This window comes from Methylobacterium sp. Leaf111 (assembly GCF_001423285.1).
Taxonomy (GTDB): domain Bacteria; phylum Pseudomonadota; class Alphaproteobacteria; order Rhizobiales; family Beijerinckiaceae; genus Methylobacterium.
Genome location: NZ_LMNE01000045.1, coordinates 97,752 through 121,791, shown reverse-complemented (window position 1 = coordinate 121,791; position 24,040 = coordinate 97,752). Strand labels below are relative to the sequence as shown.

At 72.1% G+C, this 24,040-nt stretch carries 24 protein-coding genes; 7 read left to right on the top strand and 17 right to left on the bottom strand.

Going from position 1 to position 24,040, the window contains the following annotated elements; all coding sequences use genetic code 11:
* Positions 1 to 858 (bottom strand): glutamine amidotransferase-related protein, encoded by an 858-nt coding sequence (locus tag ASF41_RS17385; RefSeq protein WP_056495380.1) that lies wholly within the window; start codon positions 856 to 858, stop codon positions 1 to 3.
* A gap of 144 nt (positions 859 to 1,002) precedes the next feature.
* Between ASF41_RS17385 and ASF41_RS17380 the strand changes: the two genes are divergently transcribed.
* Positions 1,003 to 1,296, top strand: coding sequence for a hypothetical protein (locus ASF41_RS17380; RefSeq protein ID WP_056495377.1), 294 nt, complete (start codon positions 1,003 to 1,005; stop codon positions 1,294 to 1,296).
* 10 nt (positions 1,297 to 1,306) lie between these two features.
* On the opposite strand, the gene ASF41_RS17375 is transcribed toward ASF41_RS17380, so the two are convergent.
* Positions 1,307 to 1,516 (bottom strand): hypothetical protein, encoded by a 210-nt coding sequence (locus tag ASF41_RS17375; protein ID WP_056212257.1) that lies wholly within the window; start codon positions 1,514 to 1,516, stop codon positions 1,307 to 1,309.
* Between the two features lie 180 nt (positions 1,517 to 1,696).
* Here ASF41_RS17375 and ASF41_RS17370 point away from each other — a divergent pair, with 180 nt between their 5' ends.
* The 3 genes from ASF41_RS17370 to ASF41_RS17360 all read left to right on the top strand — a co-directional run bounded on the left by ASF41_RS17370 (position 1,697) and on the right by ASF41_RS17360 (position 4,951).
* A complete protein-coding gene (locus ASF41_RS17370; protein ID WP_056212260.1) occupies positions 1,697 to 2,020 on the top strand; it encodes a hypothetical protein in 324 nt (107 codons plus the stop codon).
* A gap of 60 nt (positions 2,021 to 2,080) precedes the next feature.
* Positions 2,081 to 2,530 (top strand): GNAT family N-acetyltransferase, encoded by a 450-nt coding sequence (locus tag ASF41_RS17365; protein WP_056495374.1) that lies wholly within the window; start codon positions 2,081 to 2,083, stop codon positions 2,528 to 2,530.
* A 219-nt stretch (positions 2,531 to 2,749) separates the two neighbouring features.
* On the top strand, positions 2,750 to 4,951 hold the full coding sequence (locus ASF41_RS17360; protein WP_056495371.1) for a transglycosylase domain-containing protein: 2,202 nt from the start codon (positions 2,750 to 2,752) through the stop codon (positions 4,949 to 4,951).
* Between the two features lie 113 nt (positions 4,952 to 5,064).
* Here ASF41_RS17360 and ASF41_RS17355 read toward each other — a convergent pair whose 3' ends face one another.
* From ASF41_RS17355 to ASF41_RS17345, 3 genes are all read right to left on the bottom strand, one after another.
* Positions 5,065 to 6,582: an FAD-dependent monooxygenase gene (locus ASF41_RS17355; protein WP_056495369.1), complete on the bottom strand. Its 1,518-nt coding sequence runs from the start codon at positions 6,580 to 6,582 to the stop codon at positions 5,065 to 5,067.
* 115 nt (positions 6,583 to 6,697) lie between these two features.
* Positions 6,698 to 7,975 (bottom strand): OprO/OprP family phosphate-selective porin, encoded by a 1,278-nt coding sequence (locus ASF41_RS17350; protein ID WP_082504655.1) that lies wholly within the window; start codon positions 7,973 to 7,975, stop codon positions 6,698 to 6,700.
* 83 nt (positions 7,976 to 8,058) lie between these two features.
* A complete protein-coding gene (locus ASF41_RS17345; RefSeq protein ID WP_056495366.1) occupies positions 8,059 to 8,898 on the bottom strand; it encodes an aldo/keto reductase in 840 nt (279 codons plus the stop codon).
* A 273-nt stretch (positions 8,899 to 9,171) separates the two neighbouring features.
* Between ASF41_RS17345 and ASF41_RS17340 the strand changes: the two genes are divergently transcribed.
* Together ASF41_RS17340 and ASF41_RS17335 are read left to right on the top strand one after the other, a co-directional pair.
* Positions 9,172 to 10,239 (top strand): adenylate/guanylate cyclase domain-containing protein, encoded by a 1,068-nt coding sequence (locus tag ASF41_RS17340; protein ID WP_056495365.1) that lies wholly within the window; start codon positions 9,172 to 9,174, stop codon positions 10,237 to 10,239.
* Positions 10,236 to 10,718, top strand: coding sequence for a YaiI/YqxD family protein (locus ASF41_RS17335; RefSeq protein WP_056495362.1), 483 nt, complete (start codon positions 10,236 to 10,238; stop codon positions 10,716 to 10,718). The genes ASF41_RS17340 and ASF41_RS17335 overlap by 4 nt, the downstream gene beginning before the upstream one ends.
* Before the next feature lie 89 nt (positions 10,719 to 10,807).
* Here the strand turns inward: ASF41_RS17335 and ASF41_RS17330 are convergent, their stop codons facing one another.
* The 9 genes from ASF41_RS17330 to ASF41_RS17290 all read right to left on the bottom strand — a co-directional run bounded on the left by ASF41_RS17330 (position 10,808) and on the right by ASF41_RS17290 (position 20,059).
* Positions 10,808 to 11,083, bottom strand: a complete 276-nt coding sequence (locus ASF41_RS17330) for a BrnA antitoxin family protein (protein ID WP_056212274.1) — start codon at positions 11,081 to 11,083, stop codon at positions 10,808 to 10,810.
* 23 nt (positions 11,084 to 11,106) lie between these two features.
* Positions 11,107 to 11,331 carry a hypothetical protein gene (locus ASF41_RS17325; protein WP_055956977.1) on the bottom strand — a complete coding sequence of 75 codons (225 nt, stop codon included), beginning with the start codon at positions 11,329 to 11,331 and terminating at the stop codon, positions 11,107 to 11,109.
* Between the two features lie 304 nt (positions 11,332 to 11,635).
* The gene (locus ASF41_RS17320) at positions 11,636 to 12,565 is read right to left on the bottom strand and encodes a DMT family transporter (RefSeq protein WP_056354798.1); all 930 of its coding nucleotides are present in this window, start codon (positions 12,563 to 12,565) and stop codon (positions 11,636 to 11,638) included.
* A gap of 57 nt (positions 12,566 to 12,622) precedes the next feature.
* Entirely contained in the window at positions 12,623 to 13,891 is a 1,269-nt protein-coding gene (locus tag ASF41_RS17315; protein ID WP_056495359.1) for an arsenic transporter, read from the bottom strand.
* A gap of 50 nt (positions 13,892 to 13,941) precedes the next feature.
* Positions 13,942 to 15,057 carry a metallophosphoesterase gene (locus tag ASF41_RS17310; protein WP_056495355.1) on the bottom strand — a complete coding sequence of 372 codons (1,116 nt, stop codon included), beginning with the start codon at positions 15,055 to 15,057 and terminating at the stop codon, positions 13,942 to 13,944.
* Positions 15,058 to 15,062: 5 nt separating this feature from the next.
* Positions 15,063 to 16,388, bottom strand: a complete 1,326-nt coding sequence (locus tag ASF41_RS17305) for an MFS transporter (protein WP_056495352.1) — start codon at positions 16,386 to 16,388, stop codon at positions 15,063 to 15,065.
* Positions 16,389 to 16,546: 158 nt separating this feature from the next.
* On the bottom strand, positions 16,547 to 18,088 hold the full coding sequence (locus tag ASF41_RS17300; protein ID WP_056495349.1) for a hypothetical protein: 1,542 nt from the start codon (positions 18,086 to 18,088) through the stop codon (positions 16,547 to 16,549).
* Between the two features lie 66 nt (positions 18,089 to 18,154).
* Positions 18,155 to 19,462 carry an FAD-binding oxidoreductase gene (locus tag ASF41_RS17295; RefSeq protein ID WP_056495346.1) on the bottom strand — a complete coding sequence of 436 codons (1,308 nt, stop codon included), beginning with the start codon at positions 19,460 to 19,462 and terminating at the stop codon, positions 18,155 to 18,157.
* A gap of 117 nt (positions 19,463 to 19,579) precedes the next feature.
* The gene (locus ASF41_RS17290) at positions 19,580 to 20,059 is read right to left on the bottom strand and encodes a DUF2721 domain-containing protein (RefSeq protein ID WP_056212365.1); all 480 of its coding nucleotides are present in this window, start codon (positions 20,057 to 20,059) and stop codon (positions 19,580 to 19,582) included.
* Positions 20,060 to 20,267: 208 nt separating this feature from the next.
* On the opposite strand from ASF41_RS17290, the gene ASF41_RS17285 reads away from it, so the two are divergent.
* Positions 20,268 to 20,468, top strand: a complete 201-nt coding sequence (locus ASF41_RS17285) for a hypothetical protein (RefSeq protein ID WP_056278476.1) — start codon at positions 20,268 to 20,270, stop codon at positions 20,466 to 20,468.
* Positions 20,469 to 20,583: 115 nt separating this feature from the next.
* Here the strand turns inward: ASF41_RS17285 and ASF41_RS17280 are convergent, their stop codons facing one another.
* From ASF41_RS17280 to ASF41_RS17270, 3 genes are all read right to left on the bottom strand, one after another.
* A complete protein-coding gene (locus tag ASF41_RS17280; RefSeq protein WP_056354784.1) occupies positions 20,584 to 21,813 on the bottom strand; it encodes an adenylate/guanylate cyclase domain-containing protein in 1,230 nt (409 codons plus the stop codon).
* Positions 21,814 to 21,954: 141 nt separating this feature from the next.
* Positions 21,955 to 22,974: an AraC family transcriptional regulator gene (locus ASF41_RS17275; RefSeq protein WP_056495343.1), complete on the bottom strand. Its 1,020-nt coding sequence runs from the start codon at positions 22,972 to 22,974 to the stop codon at positions 21,955 to 21,957.
* Positions 22,975 to 23,085: 111 nt separating this feature from the next.
* Positions 23,086 to 24,018 carry an AraC family transcriptional regulator gene (locus ASF41_RS17270; RefSeq protein ID WP_200941288.1) on the bottom strand — a complete coding sequence of 311 codons (933 nt, stop codon included), beginning with the start codon at positions 24,016 to 24,018 and terminating at the stop codon, positions 23,086 to 23,088.
* Positions 24,019 to 24,040: the final 22 nt, after the last annotated feature.

Genomic DNA, 24,040 nt, shown 5'->3' with positions numbered 1-24,040 from the left:
TCAGGCCGCGGCCTCGACCCGCGGCCGGACGAGACGGTCGAGGAAGTTCCCGATCTCCGCCCGCCGGCGGGCCGGCTCCAGCAGGTCGGGGCCGAGCCGGTGGCGGGCGATCCGGTCCCGGTGTCCCTCCGGGTCCGCGTGGATGCGGCAGAGGTCCGCCGCATAGGCCTCCACCGCCGCGCGGTCGGGCAGCGCGCCCGCCTCCACCACGTCCTCGGCGCTGAGGCGCAGCATCGCGGCCAGGGCGTCGAGATCGAGTTCGGGGTGGTACTGCGTGCCCCAGAACACGCCGGCCCCGTGCCGGATCTCGATCGCCTGGACCGACAGGACCGCGTTGCCCGCCAGCACCGTGGCGTGGGCCGGCGGCGTGATGACGGCGTCGAGATGCATGGCGGGGGCATCGAAGCGCTCGCCCCGCCCGGCGAGGAGCGGGTGCGCCCGCCCGGCCTCGGTGCGCACGAGATCGCGCGAGAATCCGTATTCCGGACCCTTCGGGTTGCGGGCCGCATGGCCGCCGGCCACCACCGCGGCGACCTGGACGCCCCAGCACGAGCCGAAGACCGGAAGCCCGGCGCCGAGGGCTTCGCGCACGAGGTCAATCTGGCGCCGCACGGCGTCGGACGCGTCGCAGACGTGGAGCGTCGATCCCGTGAGGAAGAGGGCGTCGAAGGCGGCGAGCCGCGTCCCGGGGGACAAAGCCGCATCGGCGTCGGCCGGGGTGATCAGGGTGCAGTCGACCCCGGGTGAGATCTGGCGCAGGACCTCCGCATAGGCTTGCGCCGAGGTGACGCCGGTGGCTGAGACGTGATCGGCCCGTCCGGACCGGTCGTTCCCATCGGCCACGAGGAGGTGCAGCATGGATGCGGTCCCATCCGGCCCCGGGGCCGGCCAAAGGGACGGGGAACGATCCCTGCCTGCCCTCGTTCCCGTCAGGCGGGACGCCGGATCGCCGCATGGCGGTCGGCGGCGATTCGCACCGAGAGCCCACGATCGGAGGCTTCGATGGCCACGCCACGTCCCGCGACCGCCCCACTCGGTCGCGACCGCCCTCGGTGGGCCTCCCTGGGTCTCGCCCTCGCCGGTCTGGTACCCGGCCTCGCACCGGCGCCCGCCGCGGCGCAGTACATGGCCCTGACCGCCCCCGCGCCGAAACCGGCCGCGCCCGAGCCGCCGAAGCCGGTTCCGCCGCCGACCCGCGCGGCGGAGCAGGCCTTCGACGGACACCTGCCGAACCAGCGCACGGGACACGGGCGCGAGCGCGTGGTGCGCGACATCTGCATCGGCTGCGACCGCTGACCCCGATCGATCAGGTGTCCGCGCGGGCGCCTCGCGTGATCGCCTCCACCATGCCCTGCGACAGCCGCACGAACTGGCCGGTGCCATGCCCGCGCGCATCGAGGAGTTCGGCGAAGACCGGCTTGGCCGGCTCGTAGGCCAGGGCGTCGCGGGACCGCGGCCTTCGGCGCTTCTCCCGGAGGCGGTCGGCAAGGGCGGCAGGAACGAACGGATCGCGCAAGTCCGGCAGGCTCCTCGTCATGGCCCGCGCGGGTGGGAATCCGCCGGGCGAGGCCCGGGCTTAGGTCCAGGGTGGTTGCGGGAAGCTTAAGGCCGGGCCGCCCGTCACGCTCAGAACCCGCGATCACGGAACCGTATTCCCGCGGCCGTGGTTGGGTCTGCCGAACAGGGAGAAAACTTGATGTCTGACAGCGTGTTGGCGACCGTGACCGTTCCGTCTCTCAGGGCCGCCCGCGTGGCACGGGATCGTCTGTCGCGCGCCGGCTTCGCCCGCAACAGCATCGAGATCGACCGCGTGGACGACGACGCCTTCGAAGTGTCGATCGCGACCCGGCCGGAGAACCATGCCCGGGCCGAGCGCATCCTCAGCGGCTCGCCCCTGGGCAACGACCTGCGGGCCGCAGGACAGGCCGCGGCGAGCCGCTTCCAGGACAATCGCGGTCTCGCCCTCGGTCTCGCGGCCCTGGCGGGCTTCGCCCTGTTCGGCCTGATGCGCCGGGACTAGAACCACCCGCAAGACCCTTGCTCCGCCGGCTCCGGCCGGGGGAGCCGACCGGAGTGATGCGTGGCGAGCCGTTACGGGCTGGAGATCCGAGCGGCGAACAGCAGCGACGCGGCGGGCCTCGCCGAACTCCTGCGCGGCTCCGGCCACCCCGCCGCGAGCGAGACCCTGGCCGAGCGGATCGAGGCCCTGCGGCACGGCTCGGGCGCGGCCCTCGTCGCGGTCGACTGGGGTCCGCCGAGCGGCCTCGTCGTCCTGCACTGGTATCCCTCCCTCACGGCCAGCCTGCCCACGGCGCAGATCACCACCCTGCTGGTCGATCCCGAGGCCCGACGGCGCGGTATCGGCCGCCTTCTCCTCAAGGCGGCCTCGCAGGCGGCGCGCTCGGCCGGATGCGGCGAGATCCAGTTGCTGGCCCGCCCCGACCAGGCGCATCTGCAGGCCTTCGGCGCCGCCACCGGATTCAGCGATCACGGCTCCGTCTCGGTCCGGCCCCTGCGCAAGAAGGCGTGAGCAGGCCCACCGGGTTGCGGGGGTCGAGCGGGCGGCCGCTCCCGCCGCCCCGGTCGCCCCCTGAACATCCGGTGCACGAACCGCGCGGGCCGTCGAATTTCCCCTGGTTTTTCAAGGCTTTGAAAAATCAGCCGGTTAACACCCCTTAAACCCGCCGCAATTACCGTGCGCAAGCAGGGTCGCTCGAATCGCGAACGAACCTTGGGGCAGACGGGACGCATGGCGAAGGGACGTGGAGGCGCGGGCAGGGGGGAGCCGAACTTCGACGTGCCCGAGGGCCGTGTCGGGGACCCGGCCGATCTCGATCTGCGGCTCTCGCGCGCCGATCGCGCGGGAGGCGGCGTGGCACGAGGCGAGTCAGGTTCACGGGGCGGCCGCGGCGCGAAGAGCCGTGCCCCCGCCCCATCACGGGCGCTGCGCAAGGCGCCGCGCCGGGCCCGCCGCTCGATCCTCGGCCGGCTCGTCTACGGCGTCCTCGTCCTCGGCCTCTGGGGCGTGATCGGCATCGCGGGGCTCGTGGCCTACCACGCGTCGCAGCTGCCGCCGATCGACCAACTCGCGGTCCCCAAGCGCCCGCCCAACATCGCCATCCTGGCGAGCGACGGTTCGCTCCTGGCCAATCGCGGCGAGACCGGCGGCCGGGTGGTCGGCATCAAGGAACTGCCGCCCTACCTGCCGCGTGCCTTCGTGGCCATCGAGGACCGGCGCTTCTACAGCCATTTCGGCGTCGATCCCGTCGGCATCGCCCGCGCGGTCGCCCAGAACGTGACCCGCCGCGGCGTGTCGCAGGGCGGCTCGACCCTGACGCAGCAGCTCGCCAAGAACCTGTTCCTCACCCCGGAACGCTCCGCATCGCGAAAGATCCAGGAGGCGATCCTGGCCCTCTGGCTGGAGCACAAGTACAGCAAGGACGAGATCCTCGAGCTCTACCTCAACCGCGTCTATTTCGGCGCCGGCGCCTACGGCGTGGAGGCCGCGGCCCAGCGCTATTTCGGCAAGCCCGCCAAGGCCGTGACGCTGGCGGAGGCGGCCATGCTCGGCGGCCTCGTGCAGGCGCCGTCGCGCCTGGCGCCGAACCGCAACCTGCCCGCCGCCCAGGCCCGTGCCGCCCAGGTGCTCGCCGCCATGGAGGAGCTGGGCTTCGCCAAGCCCGCCGACGTCAAGCTGGCGCTCGCGACCCCGGCCCGGCCCGCCGGCGTACGCGGCGGCGGCTCGGCCAACTACGTCGCCGACCTCGTCATGGATGTCCTCGACGACTTCGTGCCGAAGTTCGAGAGCGACATCGTCATCGCCACCACCGTCGAGACCGGCCTTCAGGCCGCCGGCGAGAAGGCCCTGGTGGACGAGCTGAACCAGAAGGGCGGCCGCTACAACGTCGCCCAGGGCGCCCTCGTCTCGATGAAGCCGGACGGGGCGATCCGCGCCCTGGTGGGCGGGCGCGACTATGCCCAGAGCCAGTTCAACCGCGCCACCACGGCCAAGCGCCAGCCCGGCTCGTCGTTCAAGCCCTTCGTCTACCTCGCGGCGGTCGAGCACGGCCTGACCCCCGATTCCGTGCGGGAGGACGCCCCGATCAGCATCAGGGGCTGGAGCCCGGAGAACTATTCCCGCGATTACCGGGGCGCGGTGACCCTGCGCGACGCCCTCGCGCTCTCCCTCAACACCGTGGCGGTCCGCCTCGGCCAGGAGGTCGGGCCCAAGACCGTGGTGCAGACGGCCCAGCGCCTCGGCATCTCCTCCCCGCTGCAGGCCAACGGCTCGATCGCGCTCGGCACCTCGGAGGTGACGCCCCTGGAGATGGTGGGCGCCTACGCCGCCTTCGCCAATGGCGGCACGGGGGTGATCCCCTACGTCATCGCCAGCGTGAAGAGTGCCGACGGCAAGGTGCTCTACCGGCGCAAGGACGGCGGCCTCGGCCGCGTCATCGACGCTAACGCGGTCTCGATGATGAACGCCATGATGCACGAAACCTTCGTGAGCGGCACCGCCAGGAAGGCGGAGGTTCCGGGCTGGGATCTCGCCGGCAAGACCGGCACCAGCCAGGACTTCCGCGATGCCTGGTTCATCGGCTTCTCGGCCACCCTGGTGACCGGCGTCTGGCTCGGCAACGACGACGGCGAGCCGACGAAGAAGGTCTCGGGCGGCAACCTGCCGGGCGAGATCTGGAAGGCCTACATGACCGTGGCGCTGAAGGGCCAGAGCCCGGTGATGCTCCCCGGCGCCAATCGCTGGCGCAACCGCGGCCCGTCGTCCGAGCCCGCCGTCACCAACAGCACCCCGGGCGGCCTGATCGGCGCCCTCCTGGGCGAGCCGCAGGCCGCCGCCCCGCCGCGCCCGGCCGCCCGCCACGCGGATGCGAGCCGCGGCCCGAGCCAGGACGACCGCAACTTCCTCGAGAAGCTGTTCGGGGTCGGCGAGTAGCGCCGGCTCCGGATCCCCTCCAATCGTTGCTGCGGGGTGACGGGTCCGCGCTTCGCCCAGGCGCAGCGCGAGCCGGCGGATACAGTCCTGGCTCCGGTCCAGCCGGATCAATGTCAGTCGTCCGCTCCCCAGGTCAACCCGTGCTGCGCCTGGAAGGCGGCCAGCGTCGAGACGGAGGCTTGCCCATCGGCGAGGGCCACGTAGCCGTCGGGCCGCACGAGGTAGAGGGCGTCCCGGGCAAGACCGACGCGCTCGGCCTCGGGGCTCCAGGCGCAGACGTGCAGGCACAGACCCTGCTGACCGCACCAGCGCGCCAGGTCCGGCGCCGCCGCCCCGTGGACCCGCACCCGCCATTCCGGGTCGTCCACGTCCGCGCCCGGCACCCAAGGCAGCCGGTCCCCGCCATGGACCCGGCCCGCCCGGCCGGCGCTGAGCGCGCTGTGCCGGTAGGCCAGGGCGATCTGCGCGATCGTTCGGAACAGGTAGCGCCGGAGGGCCGGGGAACCGGCGACGAGCCGTGCCAGCAGGGGCGCGAGGGTGGTCCGCCCGAGCTGCGCCAGCGGGGTCTCCGACGTCGCCAGGGTAAACACCCGGTCCGTCGTCGCGACGAGCCGGCGGGCAAAGCCGATCCGCTCGGTCTCGTAGGTGTCGAGCAAAGCGTCGTCGGCCCGCCCCCGGAGACAGGCGGCGAGCTTCCAGCCGAGATTCATCGCGTCGCCGATGCCGGTGTTCATGCCCTGCCCGCCGGCCGGGCTGTGAATGTGTCCCGCATCCCCGAGCAGGAAGGCGCGCCCGTCGCGAAAGCGGTCGGCGACCCGGTGATGCACCCGGTAGGTCGAGAACCAATTCACGGTCCGCGGCGCGATCCGCAGCCGCTCCAGCGCCGTGACGGCGATCTCGTCGAAGGTCAGGCGCTCGCCGCGACCGGCCTGATCGTCGCGCATCGTTCCGACGAGGCGCGCCCGCCCGCGCTCCGCCAGGGGAAACACGGCGAGGAAATCGGCGGCCCCGTCGAGGTTGAGATGGATCTCGCCGTCGATGGCCGGGCCGTCCGCGGCGAGATCGGCGACGTAGAAGAAGCGATCGTAGGTGCCGCCCGGGAACCCGATGCCCAGGGTCTCGCGCACCGTCGAGCGGGCGCCGTCGCACCCGGCCAGATAGGCGGTCGCCACCTGGGCCGGCACTCCCTCGGCCGTGCGCAGGGTGGCGACGACGCGCGCCCTGTCCTGCGTGAACCCGATGAGTTCGGTGCCTCGCTCAACCCGGATCCCGGCCGCGGCGAGACGATCGATCAGGAGCCGCTCGTGCGCGTCCTGTGGGTAGATCAGCAGGAAAGGATAGGGCGTCGGGTTCCGCGGGTCGGCCGCGAAGGCCACGCGGGCGCGCCGGGTGCCGGCGGTCCAGACGTTGACGGCCGGCACCCGGTGCCCCGCGGCGACGACCGCCTCGGCGACGCCGAGGAGGCGGTAGAGTTCGAGGGTGCGCGCCTGGATTCCGAGCGCCCGGGAGGCGGTGCCGGGCCCCGCTGTCCGGTCGATGATCCGGACGCGGATGCCGAGCCGTGTCAACCACAGGGCGAGGACCAGGCCCGTGGGCCCGGCGCCCACGATCAGGACTTCCGTGCGTTCCATGGATCGTCATGCCGACCCGGATCGCCGGGCGCGGCCCGGCCTGCCGGCGCATCGTAGCATCGCCCCGGGGGCCGGCCGCAAGCCTGCCCAACGGGCTTAGGCCATCCCGAACCGCCTACCAGTAGAGCTGAAACCGCCCGATGAAGCTGTCCGCGTCGATGGTGCGGCCGCCCTGCACCGCCGACGGGCTGGTATGCGAGCGGACGTAGTCGGCGACCACGCGGATGTTGCGGTCGGGGTACCAGTTCAGTCCGACCGTGACGTCGCGCTCGATGCCGCCGCGAATGCCGGCATCGTCGAGGTCGATGGCGCTGAAGCGGGTGCCGAGTTCGAAGACGCCGATCCCGCCCCGCGAGACACGGTCGGCCTCCGCCACCTGCACGCCGGAGAAGATCGCGTAGGTGGCACCGTAATCGGGGGCGAGCTTGTAGGCGCGGCCCTTGCCGTTCAGGATGAGGCTGGCCTGGACGTAGCCGCCCTGGAAGCCGACCGTGCGGGCGCCCCCGAAGCGCTCCACCTCCGTGCGGATGTACTCGGCCTGGACCAGGAACGGGCCGTCGCGATAGGCCGCCTCGAGGCCGATGCGGCGGACGCCCGACGCGTCGCGGATGGCGCCGGTGTCGACGAAGTCGCGCTGGTACAGGAACGCCTCGGACCGGCTCGACAGCGACAGCCCCTGCCCGTCGCGGGGCAGATCGCGAAAGCTTCCGGCGAGGCCGAGATGCAGCACCCTGTCGTCCTCGTGGATCGGCGCGTAGGTGGCGCGCCCCGTGGCGGCGACGCCCTCGCTGCCGACCCCGGTATTGGCGTTGCCGCCGAAGACGCTGGCGACCACCGTCCAGTCCTCTCCGTGGCGGCCGAGCGCGAAACCGAAATTGCGGGCCGGCGCGAAGGCATCGGCGAGCGAGCGCTCGGTGAACAGGGTGTTGTTGTCGCCGGTCAGCTGGTCGAGGCTGAAGGGCTCCTTCATGTTGCCTACCGTCAGGAGGGTGTTCGCGAAGCCCGTATAGGCGGCGGCCGCGTCATTGATCGGCCGCATCGGGTCGGCGAAATCGTACTGGAGGGCGAGCTCCAGGCTCTTGCCGAGGGTGAGATAGCTCTCGATCCAGGCCCGGCGCACCGCGAAATTCTCCGGGAAGGGCTCGGGAAAGCCGGGCTGCCGGATGGCCGCCGCCCCGTAATCGAGCTGCAGCTTGCCGCCGATGCGCAGCTTGGCGACATCGGGGAAGCGCAGGGTGATGCCCTTCTCGTCGATCGTCAGGGTCTCGCCGTTGGGCTGGTCGGGATTGCGCGTGTCGGGCCGGCTCTTGTCGGTCTTGGCGTCCTCGGACAGCGCAGGGGTGCCGGCGAGGCAGCACAGGCCGAGGACGACCGGATCCAGCCATCGCACCATCGCACGCATTCCTCACAGGGGCCCGGCGCGGACCGTCCGCGCCGGATCGTCCCCGGCCATTGGCCACAACTTCGCCCCGGCCGCTACAGCATCGGCAGGCTGCGCGGGCGCGGACCGCGCGGGAAGGCCGCCTCGAGGGCGGCGCGATCCTCCGGCGTCAGGCCGATCGACCCCGCCGCCGCGTTCGCCCGGGCCCGCTCGGGCCGCGCCGTCTTCGGAATGGTGAAGGTGCCCTCCTCCCGTGTCAGGAACGCGACGGCGATGGCCCGCGCCGTGGTGCCGTACGCCTCCGCCAGGCGGGCGAGCACCCGGCCTCCGGCGCTTCCGGCCTCGGGGAAGTCACCGCTCCCGAAGGGCGAATAGCCGACCAGGGCGACGCCGTTGCGTCGGCACCAGGGCAGCACCGCGTGCTCGATGGCGCGCTCCTTCAGATGGTAGAGCACCTGATTGCAGGCGATCTGGCCCGGCCCCGCGATCGCCAGGGCCTCGTCGAGATCGGCGACGTCGAAGTTGCTCACCCCCCAGGACCGGATCTTGCCCGCCTGCTTGAGGGTGGAGAAGCCCGCGATGGTGTCCTCCAGCGGGTAACGGCCCGGCCAGTGCAGCAGGTAGGCGTCGAGATGGTCGGTGCCGAGGCGCTTGAGCGAGCGCTCGCAGGCGGCGACCACCCCCGCCCGGCTGGCATTGCCGGGCACCACCTTCGACACCAGGAACACCTCCGCGCGCCGGCCCGCGATGGCCTCGCCCACCAGGGGCTCGGCCTCGCCGTACATCTCGGCGGTGTCGATATGCGTCAGGCCAGCGTCGAGGCCCGCCCGCAGAGTCGCGACCGCGGCGGCGCGGTCCGCCTGGTCGAGGTGCCACGTGCCCTGTCCGATGACGGGCACCGCCGGCCCCGCCGTCCCGAAGGTTCTACTCCGCATCCGCCTCGCGCTCCCAGAATGGTGATCTCCTCTGGCAACGCATGGCGGCCACACCGGTCCCCGATCCGCGGGCCTGCGTCACCTTGGCCTTACTCGCGCCATCATGGGGCGATGATCAGGACGGGGTTCGAAGCTCAGCGCGCCAAGGGGCGCCGCCGCCTCCGGACCCATCCCCGAAGGGGTCCATCCGTTGCGCAGCGCTGCACCCTCCCCCATCCTGACCGGATCGCCGCGGCCGGCCCCCGCCGGGGCACCGCACGAGGGACGCCGCTGATGCTGCCGCAGCACCGCTGGTTCTGGCTCCTCATCCTCTTCGCCTGCGGCGGCGCGGGCCTCCTCTACAACGTGCTGTTCGCCGGCGGCGCGACGCCCCTCGCCGGCCTGACCTACGGCCTGGCCGTGGGCGGTACGACGCTCGCCTTCGACCGGGGCATGATCCTGGGCGGCCTACAGGCGCGGATGCGCCGGATGCCGGCGAAGCTCTACGTGCCGGCGGCCGAGCTCGCCTACGTGCTGATGATCGCCGCCGGGATCGCGCTGGGCGGGTTGCTGGTCTGGGCTCTCGGACTCACCGACGACGACCTCAGCCACGCCGTGCGGATCACCCCGCGGGTGCTGGCCTACTGCCTCGCGGTCTCGGCGATGCTCGTCTTCGTCATCCGCATGCGCGATCTCATCGGCGGCGAGGTGTTCGTGAACTTCCTCGTGGGGCGCTACCACCAGCCCGTGCGGGAGGAACGGATCTTCCTGTTCCTCGACGTCGTCGGATCGACCGCCTTCGCCGAAACCCACGGCGACCTGAAGGCCCAGGCCTATCTCGGCGCGGTCTTCGCGGCCCTCGCCGAGCCCGTCCGGCGCAACGCCGGCTCCATCGACGACTATATCGGCGACATGGCGATGATCACCTGGCCGATGGCCCGCGGCCTGAAGGATGCGCGCTGCGTCGCCTGCGTGTTCGACGTGATGGACCGCCTGGACGCGGAATCCGAGGCCTGGATGGCGCGGTTCGGCACCGTGCCGCGCCTGCGCGCGGCCCTGCACGGCGGCTCGATCGTCACGGCGGAAGTCGGAGTCGACCGGCACAAGATCGCGTATTTCGGCGATGCGGTGAACGTCACCGCGCGCATCGAATCCCTGTGCCGGCCCCTCGGCACCGAGGTCCTCGTCTCGGACGACCTGCTGGCCCGGATCGCGCGCCTGCCCGCGGGCATCCGCGCCCGAGCCCTCGGCGCCCACGCCCTGCGGGGGCGCGGCCAGCCCCTCAGCGTCTCGACCCTGGAGCGCGTCGGGACGGAGACGGTGGAGTCCGGCGTACCGCCGCACGCGGTCGCCGCGCAGTGAGCGGGGCCGAGCCGACCCGGTCCATCGTCGTCTACATCGACGCGGATGCCTGCCCGGTGAAGGACGAGACCTACCGGGTCGCCGGCCGATACGGGCTGCACGTCTATGTCGTCGCCAACAGTTTCCTGGCGCTGCCGCGGGAGCCGTGGATCGAACGGGTGGTGGTCAGCGACGGGTTCGACGCCGCCGATGACTGGATCGCCGAGCGAGCCCGGCCCGGTGCCATCGTCGTCACCGCCGATGTGCCCCTGGCCAGCCGCTGCGTGAAGGCGGGCGCCGACGTGCTCGCCCCCACCGGCAAGCCCTTCAGCGAGAGCGGCATCGGCATGGCGCTGGCCACGCGCAACCTGATGCAGGACCTGCGCGAGGCCGGCGCGATCACCGGCGGGCCGAAGCCGTTCTCGGCCCGCGACCGCTCGGCCTTCCTCGGCGCCCTCGACCGCACCGTGATGCGGCTGAAGCGGGGCGGCTTCGGCTAGGCTTCCGAATCCGAATCGTCGACCGCTGCGGCAGAGCCGATGCCCCCACGATCAGGCCTCGCGGCGGCGTTGCGCCGTGCGGCCCCGGCCTAGAGCCCGGCGGCGGCCTTGAGCGCCGCGTTGATGCGATCCTGCCAGCCCGGACCGTCCTTCTGGAAATGCTCGAGCACGGCGCGGTCGAGGCGCAGGCTGACCATCTCGCGGGCGCCGGGCACGACCGAGGCCGGGGCGGCCGGCGTGGCCGAGATCGTCTTGGCCGTTCCGATGGGCTTGGCGGTCTCGACGGGTTTGGTGGTGGCGGCCTTGAAGGCCGCCTCGGCGGCCTGTCGCGGGTCGCTCGGTCGACGGGAGCGGTCGAATGCCATGGCTTCTCCTCCGCCGGGCCGTCTCAGGACCGCTTGCGCTTGGGCGCGGGCGGCGGGGCGGCGGCCTTCGCTTCGGCGTCGGCGGCCTCCTTGGCCAAGCGCAAGGCCCGCAGCTTCACCGTCCGCTCGTCCACGGCCTTCACCGAGGCGAGATGCTCGGCCATGGCCTGGGCGCCTTCCTTGGCCATCCGCTCGGCCCGCTCGGCGCGCTCCTCGGATCGGGTCCGGGCGTCGGTCTCGTCGCTCATCGCATTCCTGTCCTTGAACCCTCCCGCACGCGCTCGGCGCGGCGTCGCAGATGCCCGTCGGCGCGGCCGCGTGGGCGGTCCGGGCGCCGGATTTCGGTGACCGATCAGGTCGTGACGCGCGCCGGACTCAGCCGGGAGACGGCAATCGGGCGGCACGAGAGGCTGTCCACACACCCTTGACGCGGATCGGCTCCGGGCGGGATCGTCGGAGGTTTAGCACGCCGGGCGCCGAAAAGGCCAACGTTTCCCGGCGGCTGCAACCGCTTGTCCTCAAGCTTCGCGTTTTCGAATACGCAGGGGCCGCTCAAAACACCGAGATCAGCACGATGCCGGCGACCATCAGGGCCGCACCGCCGAGCCGGGCGGGCCCGGCCTTGACCTGCTTCATGCCGACCCAGCCGAAATGGTCGAGGGCCACCGAGGTCAGGAGGTTGGCGGTGATGAGGAGGCCGTTGAAGGCACCCGCCCCCACTTTGTCGACGAAGAGCAGGCCGCCGAACACCGCCACCGCCCCGGTGATGCCGGCGAGCGGCATCCACCAGCGCACGCCGGACACGTCCTGCCGGGTGGGCAGCGGGGTCGGGCGCACGAGGAACACCAGCACGAACACGAACACGACGGGCAGGAAGGAGACGGAGGCGGCGAGCCAAGGGTTCACCAGGGCGCCGCGCAGCTGCGAATTCCAGACGACGCCGACGGCCTGCAGGATGCCCGCCACCACGATGAAGGGATAGAGCAGCTTCGGGTTGAGCCCATGCCCGCCGTCCTTGTCCCCGCCCGTGTCGGCGGTGGTGCGGGCGATGAAGAACACGCCGACCGCCATCAGCAGACCGCCGAGCCAGGGCATCAGCTTGAAGCCGCCGCCCTGGAGCCCGAACAGGCCGAAGGAATCCATGGCGAGAGAGGCCAGGATGTTGGCCGTCAGGGTCAAGCCGTTGAAGGGCCCGGCCCCGACCTTGTCGATGAAGGCGAGCCCGCCGAACACCGCCACCGCGCCGGCCACACCGCCGAGGGGCGCGTACCAGGGCATCTTGCCCAGGGTCTCCAGGGTTGGGAGCGGTGTCGGCATGACGAGGAACAGCGTGGCGAACACGAACACGATGGGCAGGAACGAGACCGAGGCGGCGAGCCAGGGGTTCACAAGCCGGCCGCGCAGCTGCGCGTTCATCGAATTGCCCAGCGCCTGCAGGACGCCCGCGACGAGGATGAAGGGATAGAGCAGTGCGGCGTTCACGGGGGACCTTGGGCTAGGGACTTTGGACCGGAGACTTCGGGCTGAGACGCAAGGGAGCTAGACGAGGAGCAGGCCGGCGAGCGCCAGCAGCAGCGCGGGCGGCATGACGAGCAGGCCGAGCTTGAGGAAGCGCCAGAAGCCGACGTCCTGGCCCTCGCGGCGGATCGCGGTCAGCCACAGGATGGTGGCCAGCGACCCCGTCACCGAGAGGTTCGGACCGATGTCGACCCCGATCAGCACCGCGCCCGCGACCGTGTCGGGCACGTGGGCGGTCTGCACCGCGGCACCCGCGATGAGGCCGGCGGGAAGGTTGTTGACGAGGTTGCAGAGCACCGCGATCAGGGTGCCGGCGCCCCAGGCGGTCTCGACGGGCGAGGCGGCCGCCGCCTGCTTCAGCGCATCGGCGATCATCCGCAGGACGCCGGTCTTCTCCAGGGCCTCGACCAGCACGAACAGGCCGGCGACCAGGGGCAGCACGCTCCAGGACACGTCCTTGGCGACCTCGACGAGGCCGCCGCGCTTCATCAGGAGGACGGCCGCCGTGGTGAGGCCACCGGCCACGAAGGTCGGAAGGCCGAGATCGAGCCCCAGGGCGGAGGCGCCGATGAGGACGCCGCCGGTGGCCACGATGCCGAGGCCGGCGACGAGCCCGGTCCGCGACAGGCGTACCATTTCGACATCGGTGGCGACCTGCTGGTCGCGCAGAACGGAATTCTGCGTCAGGCGAAGGGTGGCGTAGGTGGCGACGATGGCCAGCACCGAGGGCAGCGCGAACATCGCCAGCCACTGCGTCAGCGGCGGCATGTGCTCGGCGAAGACCACGAGGTTGGCCGGGTTCGAGATCGGCAGCACGAAGCTCGCCGCATTGGCGATGAAGGCGCAGATCAGGAGGTAGGGCAGCGGGTTCTCGACCTTGGCGGCCTTGGTGGCGGCGTAGACGGCCGGGGTCAGCACCACCGCGCAGGCATCGTTGGAGAGGAAGACCGTCACCACGGTGCCGACGACGTAGATCAGGGTGAACAGGCGGGTGGCCGAGCCCTTGGCCGCCCGCACCGCGATGCCGGCGAGCCAGTCGAACAGGCCCTCCTTCCGCGCCACCTCCGACATCAGCATCATGCCGACGAGGAAGAGATAGACGTCGGTACCCTTGAGGACGCCCTCCCAGGCGGTCCCGGCCGGCATCAGGCCGAACACCACGAGGGCGGCAGCGCCCAGGACGGCCCAGATCGCCTCCGGCCAGGAGAAGGGACGGGTGATCACCCCCAGGGTGGCCACGGCGGCGATCGCCCATGTGACGAGGTTCGGGGTCAGCGTCAGCGCACCCATCGGGTTCGGAATCCTTGGTCGGAAAGAAAGTCGGGCAGGGCGGATGCGCCCTACCAGTGGCGCCCGTTGCGGTTCGGGCCGAGCTGGGTGCCGAGGATGCCCCGGTCCGGCCAGGCGCCGACGGAATCCGCGTCGCTGCCGAGGCCCTTGGAGCGGACGAGGGCGCCGACGTCGCCGGCCGGCTCGATCTGGTCCTGGCCGACGCCGCCTTCGGAATCCTGGGCGCGGACGGTGAGGCGTCCCGCGCCGGGGGGCCAGTCGACCGTGGCGCGGAAGCGGCGCTCGCCCTCGGCGCGCCGCATCGGGCGCCAGGGACCGCCGTCGATGCTGAACTCGCAGACCGCCGTCCGGCCGGCACCGAGCACCAGGGCGCGGATCTCGGTGGTGCCCGAGACGATGTGGTCCTCGGCATGGGCGAGGCGGCGGTCGGCCGGCGCGGTGATCACCACGAAGGGCCAGCCCTGCGCCAGTTCCTTGAAGCGCCAGCTCACCACGCCCCGGTCGATCGCCGCGATGGTGTAACCGACCGGCCCCTCCTCGATCTGGCCCGTCGAGCGGGTCACCGCGTAGATGGTCCGGCCGTCATTGGCGAGTTCGTTGTAGTGGGTGTGCCCCATCTCGACGAGGCGGATGCGCGAGCCGTGCACGAGTTCTGCGACCGTCGCAGCCTCGCCCTCCCCCGTCAGGTCGGCGGGGTAGCTGTGCATGAACAGGGCGCAGTCGTGCCCTTCCGCCTCGGCGGCGTCCGCCTCCCGCCGGAGCCAGGCGACCTGCCCGTCGCCGAGGCGAAAATCCGGTCCGCCGGAGCCCGGCCCGCACATGTCGAGGAACAGGCAGCGGGTGCCCGACACCGTCACCGCATAGGGCAGCCGCGGCACGCCGAGGCCGGCATAGAACGCCGCGAGGCTCCCGCCCTCCATGTCGTGGTCGCCGGTGATGACGTGGAAAGGCCGGCGCAGGCGGTCGAGTTCGGCGCGCACCAGGGCGTACTGCGCGGGCGTGCCGTTGTCGGCGTTGTCGCCGGGCAGATAGACGAAGTCGACCCCGTCCACGGCGTTGATCTGGTCCACGATGGCGTGGAGGTCGCGGGCGTTGTCGGCGTCCGCATCGGTGAGGTGCAGGTCGCCGATATGGGCGAAGGCGAGGATGTCGTCGGTGGCGGCCATGGGGGTCAGACCGCCGGCGCGGGGACGGGCGTCAGGCCGCCACCGTCGGCACCGGAGCGGCCGGGCTCGTAGCCGCGCGTCTCCGGCATCGCGAAGAGGTAGAGGGCGAAGCCCAGGCCCGCGATGGCGGCCAGGGACAGGAACGCGGTTGAGTAGCCCGCCGACACGATGATCAGGCCGGCGAGGGTCGCGCTCAGCGCCGCGCCCAGGCTCTGGGCCGTAGCGACGGCCCCCTGGGAGACGTTGAACCGGCCCGTGCCCCGGGTCAGGTCGGCGACGATGACGGGGAAGAGGGCGCCGTAGATGCCGGCGCCGACGCCGTCGAGGAGCTGGACGCCCACGAGATAGAACGGGTTGTCCGACAGGGTGTAGAGCACGCCCCGGATCGCCAGGACGCCGAACGCCGCGAGGAAGATCGGCTTGCGCCCGATCGCATCGGCCTTGGCGCCGACGAACACCGCCACCGGCACCATCACCAGCTGCGCGGCCACGATGCAGATCGCGATCAGCGAGGTGGCGTTGTCCTTGCCGGAGAGCTTCGTGAGCAGCTGCCCCACCGAGGTGAGCATCGCGGCGTTCGAGAGGTGGAACAGCGCGGCCAGCACCGCGAAGAGCAGCAGGTACTTGTTCTTCAGGAGCGCGGTGAGGCCCGACGGTTCCTCCTCGCCCTCGGTCCGGGCCTGCGTCTCGGTCTGGTCGAGACCGCGGGCGAGATCGTCGTCGATGGAATTGGACGGCACCATCAGCATGGCGCCGATGCTGCACACGGCGAGCAGCGCCATCAGCCAGAACACCACGATCGGTCCGAAGAAGTAGGCGGTACCGCCGGCGATCGCCGCCGAAGCGGCGTTGCCCGCATGGTTGAAGCCCTCGTTGCGGCCGATGCGCTTGGCGAACAGCTTCGGGCCGACGACGCCGAGGGTGATGGCGGCCAACGCCGGCGGGAAGATCGCCCCGGCGATGCCGGCCACCGATTGCGTGGCGGCCACCACGTAGAAATTCGTGATGAAGGGCAGGACGAGGCAGCTCAGCGTGACCGCGACGGCCGCCGCGATGACGATGGCGCGCTTGTGATTGGTCCGGTCGATCAGCGCCCCGGCTGGCGTCTGGGCGATGAGGCCGGCGATGCCCGCGATGGTCATGACGAGGCCGGTGGTGGCCTCGTTCCAGCCCTGGTCCGGCCCCCGCACGGCGATCAGGTAGATCGCCAGGTAGGGACCGAGCCCATCGCGGACGTCGGCGAGGAAGAAGTTGAGCGCATCGAGCCCCCGCAGGACACGGGCCGACGGGTTTCGCATCGGAGCGGTGCGGGAGGAGAGCGGCTCGGCCATGAGGGGCCCTTCCGGACGTTCGAGCAGGACGATGTGAGATCGGGCTCGCAGGGGACCGGATTCCTTGCCCCCACCAGCGGTGGCACAAGCGTGCGCGCCGATGATTGTTCCTGGGGCGGGATTAAAATGTCCGTGATGACGTAAGTGGCTGCGAAACGTCAGGTTTCGGAGACACCGCCCGCCCCGCCGCGGAAGCGCCGGCGGACGCGTCCGGCCCCGTCGATGAATTCAAAATGCGGCGTTCGGTTGAGGGTGTGCAGGCCCGTGCCCGGGAAGCGCGGCCCCGCACGCAGGATCATCTCCACGCTCTGGGCGTAGCCCGCCGCGTCGAGGCGCCGGATCCGCGCGAGGCCGAGCGCCCCGCCATAGCCGTCGCGGCAATCCTGCACCGGCCGGAACAGGGCACCGTCCCGGGCGACGATGCGGCCGCCGGACCGGGCGGCGGCGATGTCGATCAGCACCGGATTTCCGGGATGCGCGGTCCACGGCCCGCGGAAATCCGGCGCGGACCAGAGGTGCAGGCTGTCGGAATACGATCCCCAGGCGGCGAAGGGGCCGTCATGCTCGCCGTCGTCGCGCACCGTCGCGAACAGCCACCAGCGGCCGTCGTGCCGGAGAAGAGTCGGATCGCTGGCATTCAGGCCGGAGATCAGGGTCGCCTCCCTGACCCAGCCGCCGGGGAAGGCGGTGGCGCGGTAGAGATCGAGGGTTCCGGTGGCGCCGCTCTCGGGCACCATCCAGTAGGCACCGCCCTCCGCGAAGACGAACGGATAGGAGAGGTGGTGGGCGGCCTCCAGCACCGGCACCGGTGTCCCGAGGGGGCCGTCGGCGCCGAAGCGCACGGCCGAGATCACGCCCTTCTGCAGGACGTGGCTGTAATCCTCCACGAACAGCACCGTGCCGGCGGCATCGGCGATCGGGAACGGATCGGCGTAGAAGCGGCGCCCGTCGTCCGGAAGCGTGTGCCATCCGGTCTCCGGATGGGCCTGGAGGTCGATGAGGTCGGGACCGGCGAGCCGGCGCCAGCCGACCCGCCAATGGGGCGCCCAGGTGCAGAGGGCGTAGAGCCGGCGGGCGGCCATCCGGGCACAGGTGCGGGCGGCCCGGGCCGTGAGGGCGGCCGCCGTGAAGCCCGTCGGCGCCGGGCTCGGGATCGGGACACCCTCGGGCGCGAGCCGCGGCCCCGCTCCGCCGAGGGCGGCCAGGATCAGGCTCGCGGTCCGAACGAGAGCATCCTCGAAGGCGGTGAGCATGATGCCCCGCGCCTCGGTTCCGACCCGGCCGGAGGCGACGATCCGCCCGTCCTCGGTCAGGCTGACCACGGGCGGGCGCCCGGCCATCAGCGAGGCGAGCAGGGCCGCCTCGCCGCAGGCCCCGTCGAAGGCGAGGCGCCAGACCGGCACGCCCGGCGGACCCGCCGCGTCGCCGCAGAGGTCGAGGACGAGGTCGGGCATTCCGTCGGCCGGGGCGGCACCGGCCAGGAGGTCCGCGCGTTCGACCCGCAGGGCCGGCCCGTTGCGCGGCAGACTTCGCAGCATCGCCTCGAGCCGGAACAGCAGCGCGGCGTTGGGCGGCAACGCGCCTGGTCCCGGCGACAGGTCGAGGGACACCGAGAGCCCGGGGCGGCGCAGGAGGCGTTCGATCAGCCGGAGGTGCCAACGGCGGCACATGCCCCCGTCGAGGCGAACGCTCAGGCGCATGGAGACGGATGTCCTCAGACGAGGGAGTGGTGCGGCCCTCCGGCATGGCGCCTCCGGCGGGAGGCGTCAATCCGCGCGTTCGCGCGCCCGAACCGGGTTCCACCGCGGCCAGCCGAGGAGGCGCTGTGGCGCGAAGGGCGCCACCGGAACGGCGGGCGCGGCGCCGGTGGCGAGATCGGCCACCAGGCGCCCCGTAATCGGCCCCGTGGACAGGCCGATATGGCCGTGGCCGAACGCGAAGATCAGGCCGCGATGCCGGGGTGCCGGGCCGATCACCGGCAGGCCGTCCGGGGTCGAGGGGCGCGCGCCCATCCAGGGGCGGTTGTCGAGGCTCGCGCCCAGGCGCAGCGTTCCGCCCGCCTCCTGCGCAGCGGCCTCGATCTGGACGTAGTCGGGGGGAGCCTCGCGGGCATTGAGTTCGACGCCGGAGAGGACGCGCACGCGCCCCTCCCCCATCGGGGCGATGATCGAGCCGGCGCCGGTGTCGAGCACCGGGCGGGTCAGCGGCGGGCTGTCGGGATGCAGGGCGTAGTGGGCGTGGTAGCCGCGCTCCGCCGCGAAGGCGAAGCGGTAGCCGAGGCCGCGGGCGATCTCGCCGGAGGCGGCGCCCGCGGCCAGGACGACCTGGCGGGCCCGCACAGTGCCGCCGTCGTGGCGGATGCACCAGCCCTCCCCCTCGGGCTCGAGGTGCGTCGTAACCATCCGGAGCGTTCGTCCGCCGAGCCCGAGATAGAGGTGTTGATAGGCTTCCAGCAGCCCGCCCGGATCGCTCACGGCGCCGGTCTCCGGCAGGAGCATGCCGTGGGCATAGGCCCGGATCAGGGCTGGCTCCGCGGCGCGGATGTCGTCCGGGTCGAGGATCTCGAAGGAGACGCCGTGCCGGCCCAGGATCGCCCGCTCCAGGGCCGCGCCGGCGAAGGCGGCGTGCGTCCGGTAGAGCTTGATCCAGCCGCAGCGGCGCAACAGGTGGCCGGCGCCCGCCCGCTCGGCCAGGGTGAGATGCGCGGGCAGCGCCGCGCTGGTCAGGGGCAGCAGGGACGCGGCGGCCCGCTCCCAGGCGGAGGTTCGGGCGGAGGCCAGGAAATGCGCCGTCCAGGGCAGCACGCGGGCGACGTGGGTGTGGCGCAGGCGCAGGCCCCGGTCGGCGTTGCGCAGGTAGGTCGGCAGCTTGGCCCAGAGGGCCGGGCTCGACATCGGAAAGATCGAGCCCCGGCTGATCACGCCGGCATTGCCGTAGGAGGTCCGGGCGCGCGCCTCCCCGGGATCGCAGAGCAGGACGTCGAGGCCCCGGTCCCGCAGGGCGATCGCCGAGGCGAGCCCGACCATGCCGCCGCCGATGACGACCACATCCGCCTTCATTGTCTCGACGCTCATCGGACCTCGTCCCATCCCTGCCGGCGGACTGGCGCGTATCAGGGTGCGGCCCGTTGATCGAGACCGCCCGCACGCACGCCAGCCCCTCGTCCGCCGCGAGGCCGGCCCGCGCGCGGCTCAGGATGCGCCGCGTTCCCCCGCATGCTCCTGCTGGCGGTCGACCTCGTCCCGGATGCCGCGCCCGGCCATCAGGATCTCGACGAGGAAGGCGCAGACCGCGACCACGGTGCAGACCAGCGCCACGCCGAAGCAGGCGAACAGGATCGAGGCGGTCGCGGCATCGCGCAGGGCCCCGACGAACAGGGTGAGCACGGCGATACCGGTCATGACCGCGCCGGTGGAGGCCAGGACCACGGCGCCGTCCAGCACGAAGGAGCGCCGCCGCAGATACGACAATTGCCGGGAGAGGCGGACGGCCTCGTGCGGGTCGGCGGTCCGCAGACCGGCAGCCGCCGCATCGACCTTGTCGGCGACGCGGCCGAGGCGCGTCGAGAAGACGTTGAGCAGGGTCGCGAGCGCCGTCAGCAGGAACGCGGGCGCGAGGGCGATCTGGATGACGTGGGCGATGTCGTCGGGTGCGACGGGCGTGGGGGACATGAAGGCCTGATAGGGCAATGCGCGACCGACCGGAATACGCTCCGGTGCCCCCGAGGCGACGGGGGCAGCGTGTCCCAAGGCTCCGATCCCCGATCCTGCGACGCGACCGGGAAACCGCCCCCCGACAAGACGGTTGACGCTTACATTGGATCTGTTCTAATTCGTAAGTAGCAGCGGCGGCACGCCGCGCAGGATGGAGATCACCGACATGGCGAACGCGAAGTGCGAGAGCTGCAAGTTCTTCGACGAGCACAAGGTCAACGGCGCCGCCGCGGCGGCCGACGAGGGCCTGTGCCGGTTCAATCCGCCGGTGAGCCAGCCGGGTCCGTCGGATCACGGCCTGTGGCCGGTGGTCGGCTCGGCCGACTGGTGCGGCCACTTCGCGCCCGAGATGACCGCCGCGGAGTAAGCGGCGGCGTCGATCCCGCTTCGACCATCCCGAAGGCCAGCCGCGAGGCTGGCCTTTCCCGTTCCGGGTCCTGCGGTTTCGGGTAGCGCCTCGGTTCAGCGCGCCGACCGCGGCGTCACGCACCGGCCTCGGCGTCGTCCGGGAAGGCCAGCACCTCCAGGGGATCGCCGACGCCGCGCAGGGGAAAGGTCCCGAGGGACACGAGCTGGTGCCCGTCGCTGGAGCGGGCCGCGAAGGCGCCCGAGAACAGCACGCTGACGTCGAGGACCTTGGTCAGGCTCTCCAGCCGAGCCGCCACGTTCACGGCGGGCCCGATGATCGTGAAGTCCAGGCGCGAGCGCGAGCCGATGTTGCCGTACATCACCGCACCGACATTGACGCCGATGCCGTAGCCGAGACGCGGCTGCCCGCGCTCGGCCCGCGCCGCGTTCAGCGCCCGCATGGCGGCGCGCGCCTCCAGGGCGGCGGATTGCGCGGCGGTGCAGGCGGCCGGCGTGTCGAGGTGGAAGATCGCCAGCAGGCCGTCGCCCATGAATTTCAGGATCTCGCCCCCGTGCCGCTCGATCGGCAGGGAGATCGCGTCGAAGTAGTCGTTCAGCAGGGCGATGACGTCGTCGCGCGGCCACAGCTCAGAGATCTCGGTGAAGCCCCGCAGGTCGATCACCATGATGGCGGCCTCCACGGTAACGCCGCTGCCGCGCCGGGTCGCCCCGTTGAGGATCATCTCGCTGGCATGCGGTCCGACATAGGTGTCGAGGAGCAGGCGGGTCAGGCGGTTCTTGTGCCGGACCTCCGTGACCACCGACAGGGCCGGCAGGAGCGAGGCCAGGAGATCGAGGTCGTCAGGCGCGAACCCGCCGGGCCGATCGGCCGAGAAGGTGACGATGTGGCTCTTACCGAGGGTGTAGTGCAGCGGCCAGGCGACGTAGTCGGTCAGGCCCTCCGCGCGCAGGTCGCGGTAGATCCCGTAATCCGTCGCCGGCTGCGCCGGCTCTTCCAGGCGCTTCCGGACCCGCTCCGCGCCGTTGAAGATCTCGGCGGCCGGGCTCAGCTTGAACTGGTCGGTCTCGACGATGCCGTACTCGAAGTTCTGCAACGCGGCCGCCTCAAGGCCGGTCCGCCAGAGGATGCGGGTTCCGAGCCACAGGGGATGATGCGTCCGCAGGTGGATCGTGCCCCGCGCCACCGGGATCCCGGCTTCGCGCAGGCGCCGGCAGAATGCCACGAAGATATCGTCGAGGAAGCGCTCCCCCCGGGTTCCCGCCAGGAGCCAATCGAGCATCTCCCCGCGCAGCTGGGCCCGTGCGAAGCGACGGGTCTCGTCCTGGTGCAGGGGACTGTTCATGGCCGCGCCTCGCTGCCTGCTGTCGCCGTCCGAGCCGGGTCCGGCGTGCCGGGACCGGCCGGTAATTCCGCGATCATGGAGCCGTCGGCCCGCGCGCACCAGGGCGCCTCGACATTAAGGCGCGGTCACGCCGATGCCCTGTCACGCCGAGATCTTTCGGGGATCCACGCCCGGCTCCTCCGGCTCGACCATCCGGCGCCAGCGCCCGGGGCTCACACCCGCCTCGCGGGCGAAGACGCGGGTGAAATGACTCTGGTCGGCGAACCCGCAGGCGAGCGCGATCTCGGCCAGCGACGGGCCGGCCCCCCGCATCAGGGTCTTGGCCCGGGCGATGCGCTGACGGACGAGCCAGACATGGGGCGAAACCCCGAGGGACTGTCGGAACGCCCGGGCGAAGTGGCTCACGGAGAGGCCGCACGCCACCGCGATCGCCTGCAGGCTCGGCGTGTCGCCCAGCCCGGCGCGCAGGCGGTCCTGGGCGCGGCGCAGCTGCCAGGGGGCGAGCCCGCCCCGGGCCGGCTCCGCGGCGAGGCCCGGATCGGCATGGAGGCCGATCAGATGCGCCCCGATGGCCCGGCCGATCTGCAGGCGAAACACGGCTGCGCCGCGATCCGGCCGATCGAGCGTAGCGGCGGCGCTGGCGGCGAGGTCATGGATCGTCGGGTCGACCAGGACCCTGCCGTCGACCGGCTTCAGAGCCTCGAGCGGATCGATGTCCCCGAGGCCGATGCTCGCGGCCACCTCGACGAGGATCCGGCGCGACAGCCAGATCTGCACCGCGACGCCCCGATGGCTGGCCGGGGGCCTGATGCGGCGATCGAGGAGCGTGACGGCGCTGGCGCAGATGCGCTCGGGGGCGGGTCGGAGGGGACCGCCCGCCGGCCAGCCCCCGTCATCGGCCCGCTGCACGCGGATCAGCAACCCCTCGCCGTAGGTCTGCGGCTGCGGTGCCGTCGTTCGCCCGACGGCGGGGAGCTCCGAGACCACGATGCCGTCCGTCTCCGCATCCGGCGACCGGGTCGTGCGAACGGGTTCGGGACCGGGCTCCCGCGGGGGTTCGACCGCGCGCGGGCGCTGGCCGGGCTCCAGGGCGGGCCGCCGGCGGCGCGGCAGCGGCGGAATCGCGAGCCGGGCCGCAGGGGTGTCGGCTGACCGATGCATCCTCGTCTCCACAGCAGACCTTCGGGTGAGGACACCCTGCCGGCGGGACGGGGCAACGGTCTTTCGCAGACTTGCTCGGCCGTTACGCGATCCTGCTCTTTGCCGGGCGCCTCAGGGCGCAAGCTGCCGGTATTCCCCCGGCGTGCAGCCCGTCACCCGCTTGAAGGCGGTACTGAAGGCGGCCTGGCTCGAGAAACCGGACGAGAGGGCGACATCCACCAGCGGCAGCTTGCGCTCGGCCAGGAGCCGGCGGGCGCGCGCCAGCCGCTCGGCGCTGACGAAGCCGTAGGGCGTCTTGCCGGTGACGCGCTTGAACAGGCGCGCGAAGTGGAACGGGCTGAGGCAGGCGGCGGCGGCGAGTTCGGTGACACTGAGGTCGCGATCGAGGTTGTCGCGGATGAAGGCGATCGCCCGCTGGATGCGCTCGGGACAATCGTGGTCGCCGCAGACCGGATCGGCCCGGTCCGGACGGTCGTGGCCGTAGGCCTGCGCCACCCGGGCCGTGAGGGCGAGGGCCGCAGCCTCCACCATCATCCGGCCCGCCGAGGATTCCCGGACGAGTTCGCTGAGGATCGACAGCCCGATCTGGCGGATCAGCGGATCCGGCACATCGGCGAGGTAGCGCACGGTGTCGGCGCGGATGCGGGCATCGCCGTAGAGGTTCGCCAGGGCCGCGAAGCGCTCGGCCGGCAGGTAGATGTGCAGGATCTCGGTCAACGGGGCCGAAATGTTGATGTCGTCCTCCCCGACGCCGACGGGGCAGAGCCAGATCGTGCCCGCCTCGACCGCCGTCCGCTGGCGGAGACCGGCGCCCTTGCGGCTGACATGCGCCCCCGGAACGCGGCGCGTCGCCAGGGTGATCTCCATCTGGGTCGGTACGATCGCCGGCAGATCGCCGGCCGGATGCGAGCGCAGCTCCGCCGCGACCCCCTGCCACTGCCGGCCCCGGGAGGTCGCAAGCAGGCCGGCCTTGGGAAACTTGTGGGCGCTGTGCCGGTGCAGATCCATGCCCGCACCGTGCAATCCTTGCGTCGGGCGCGCCATTATACAGGTGTATCGGAGACCC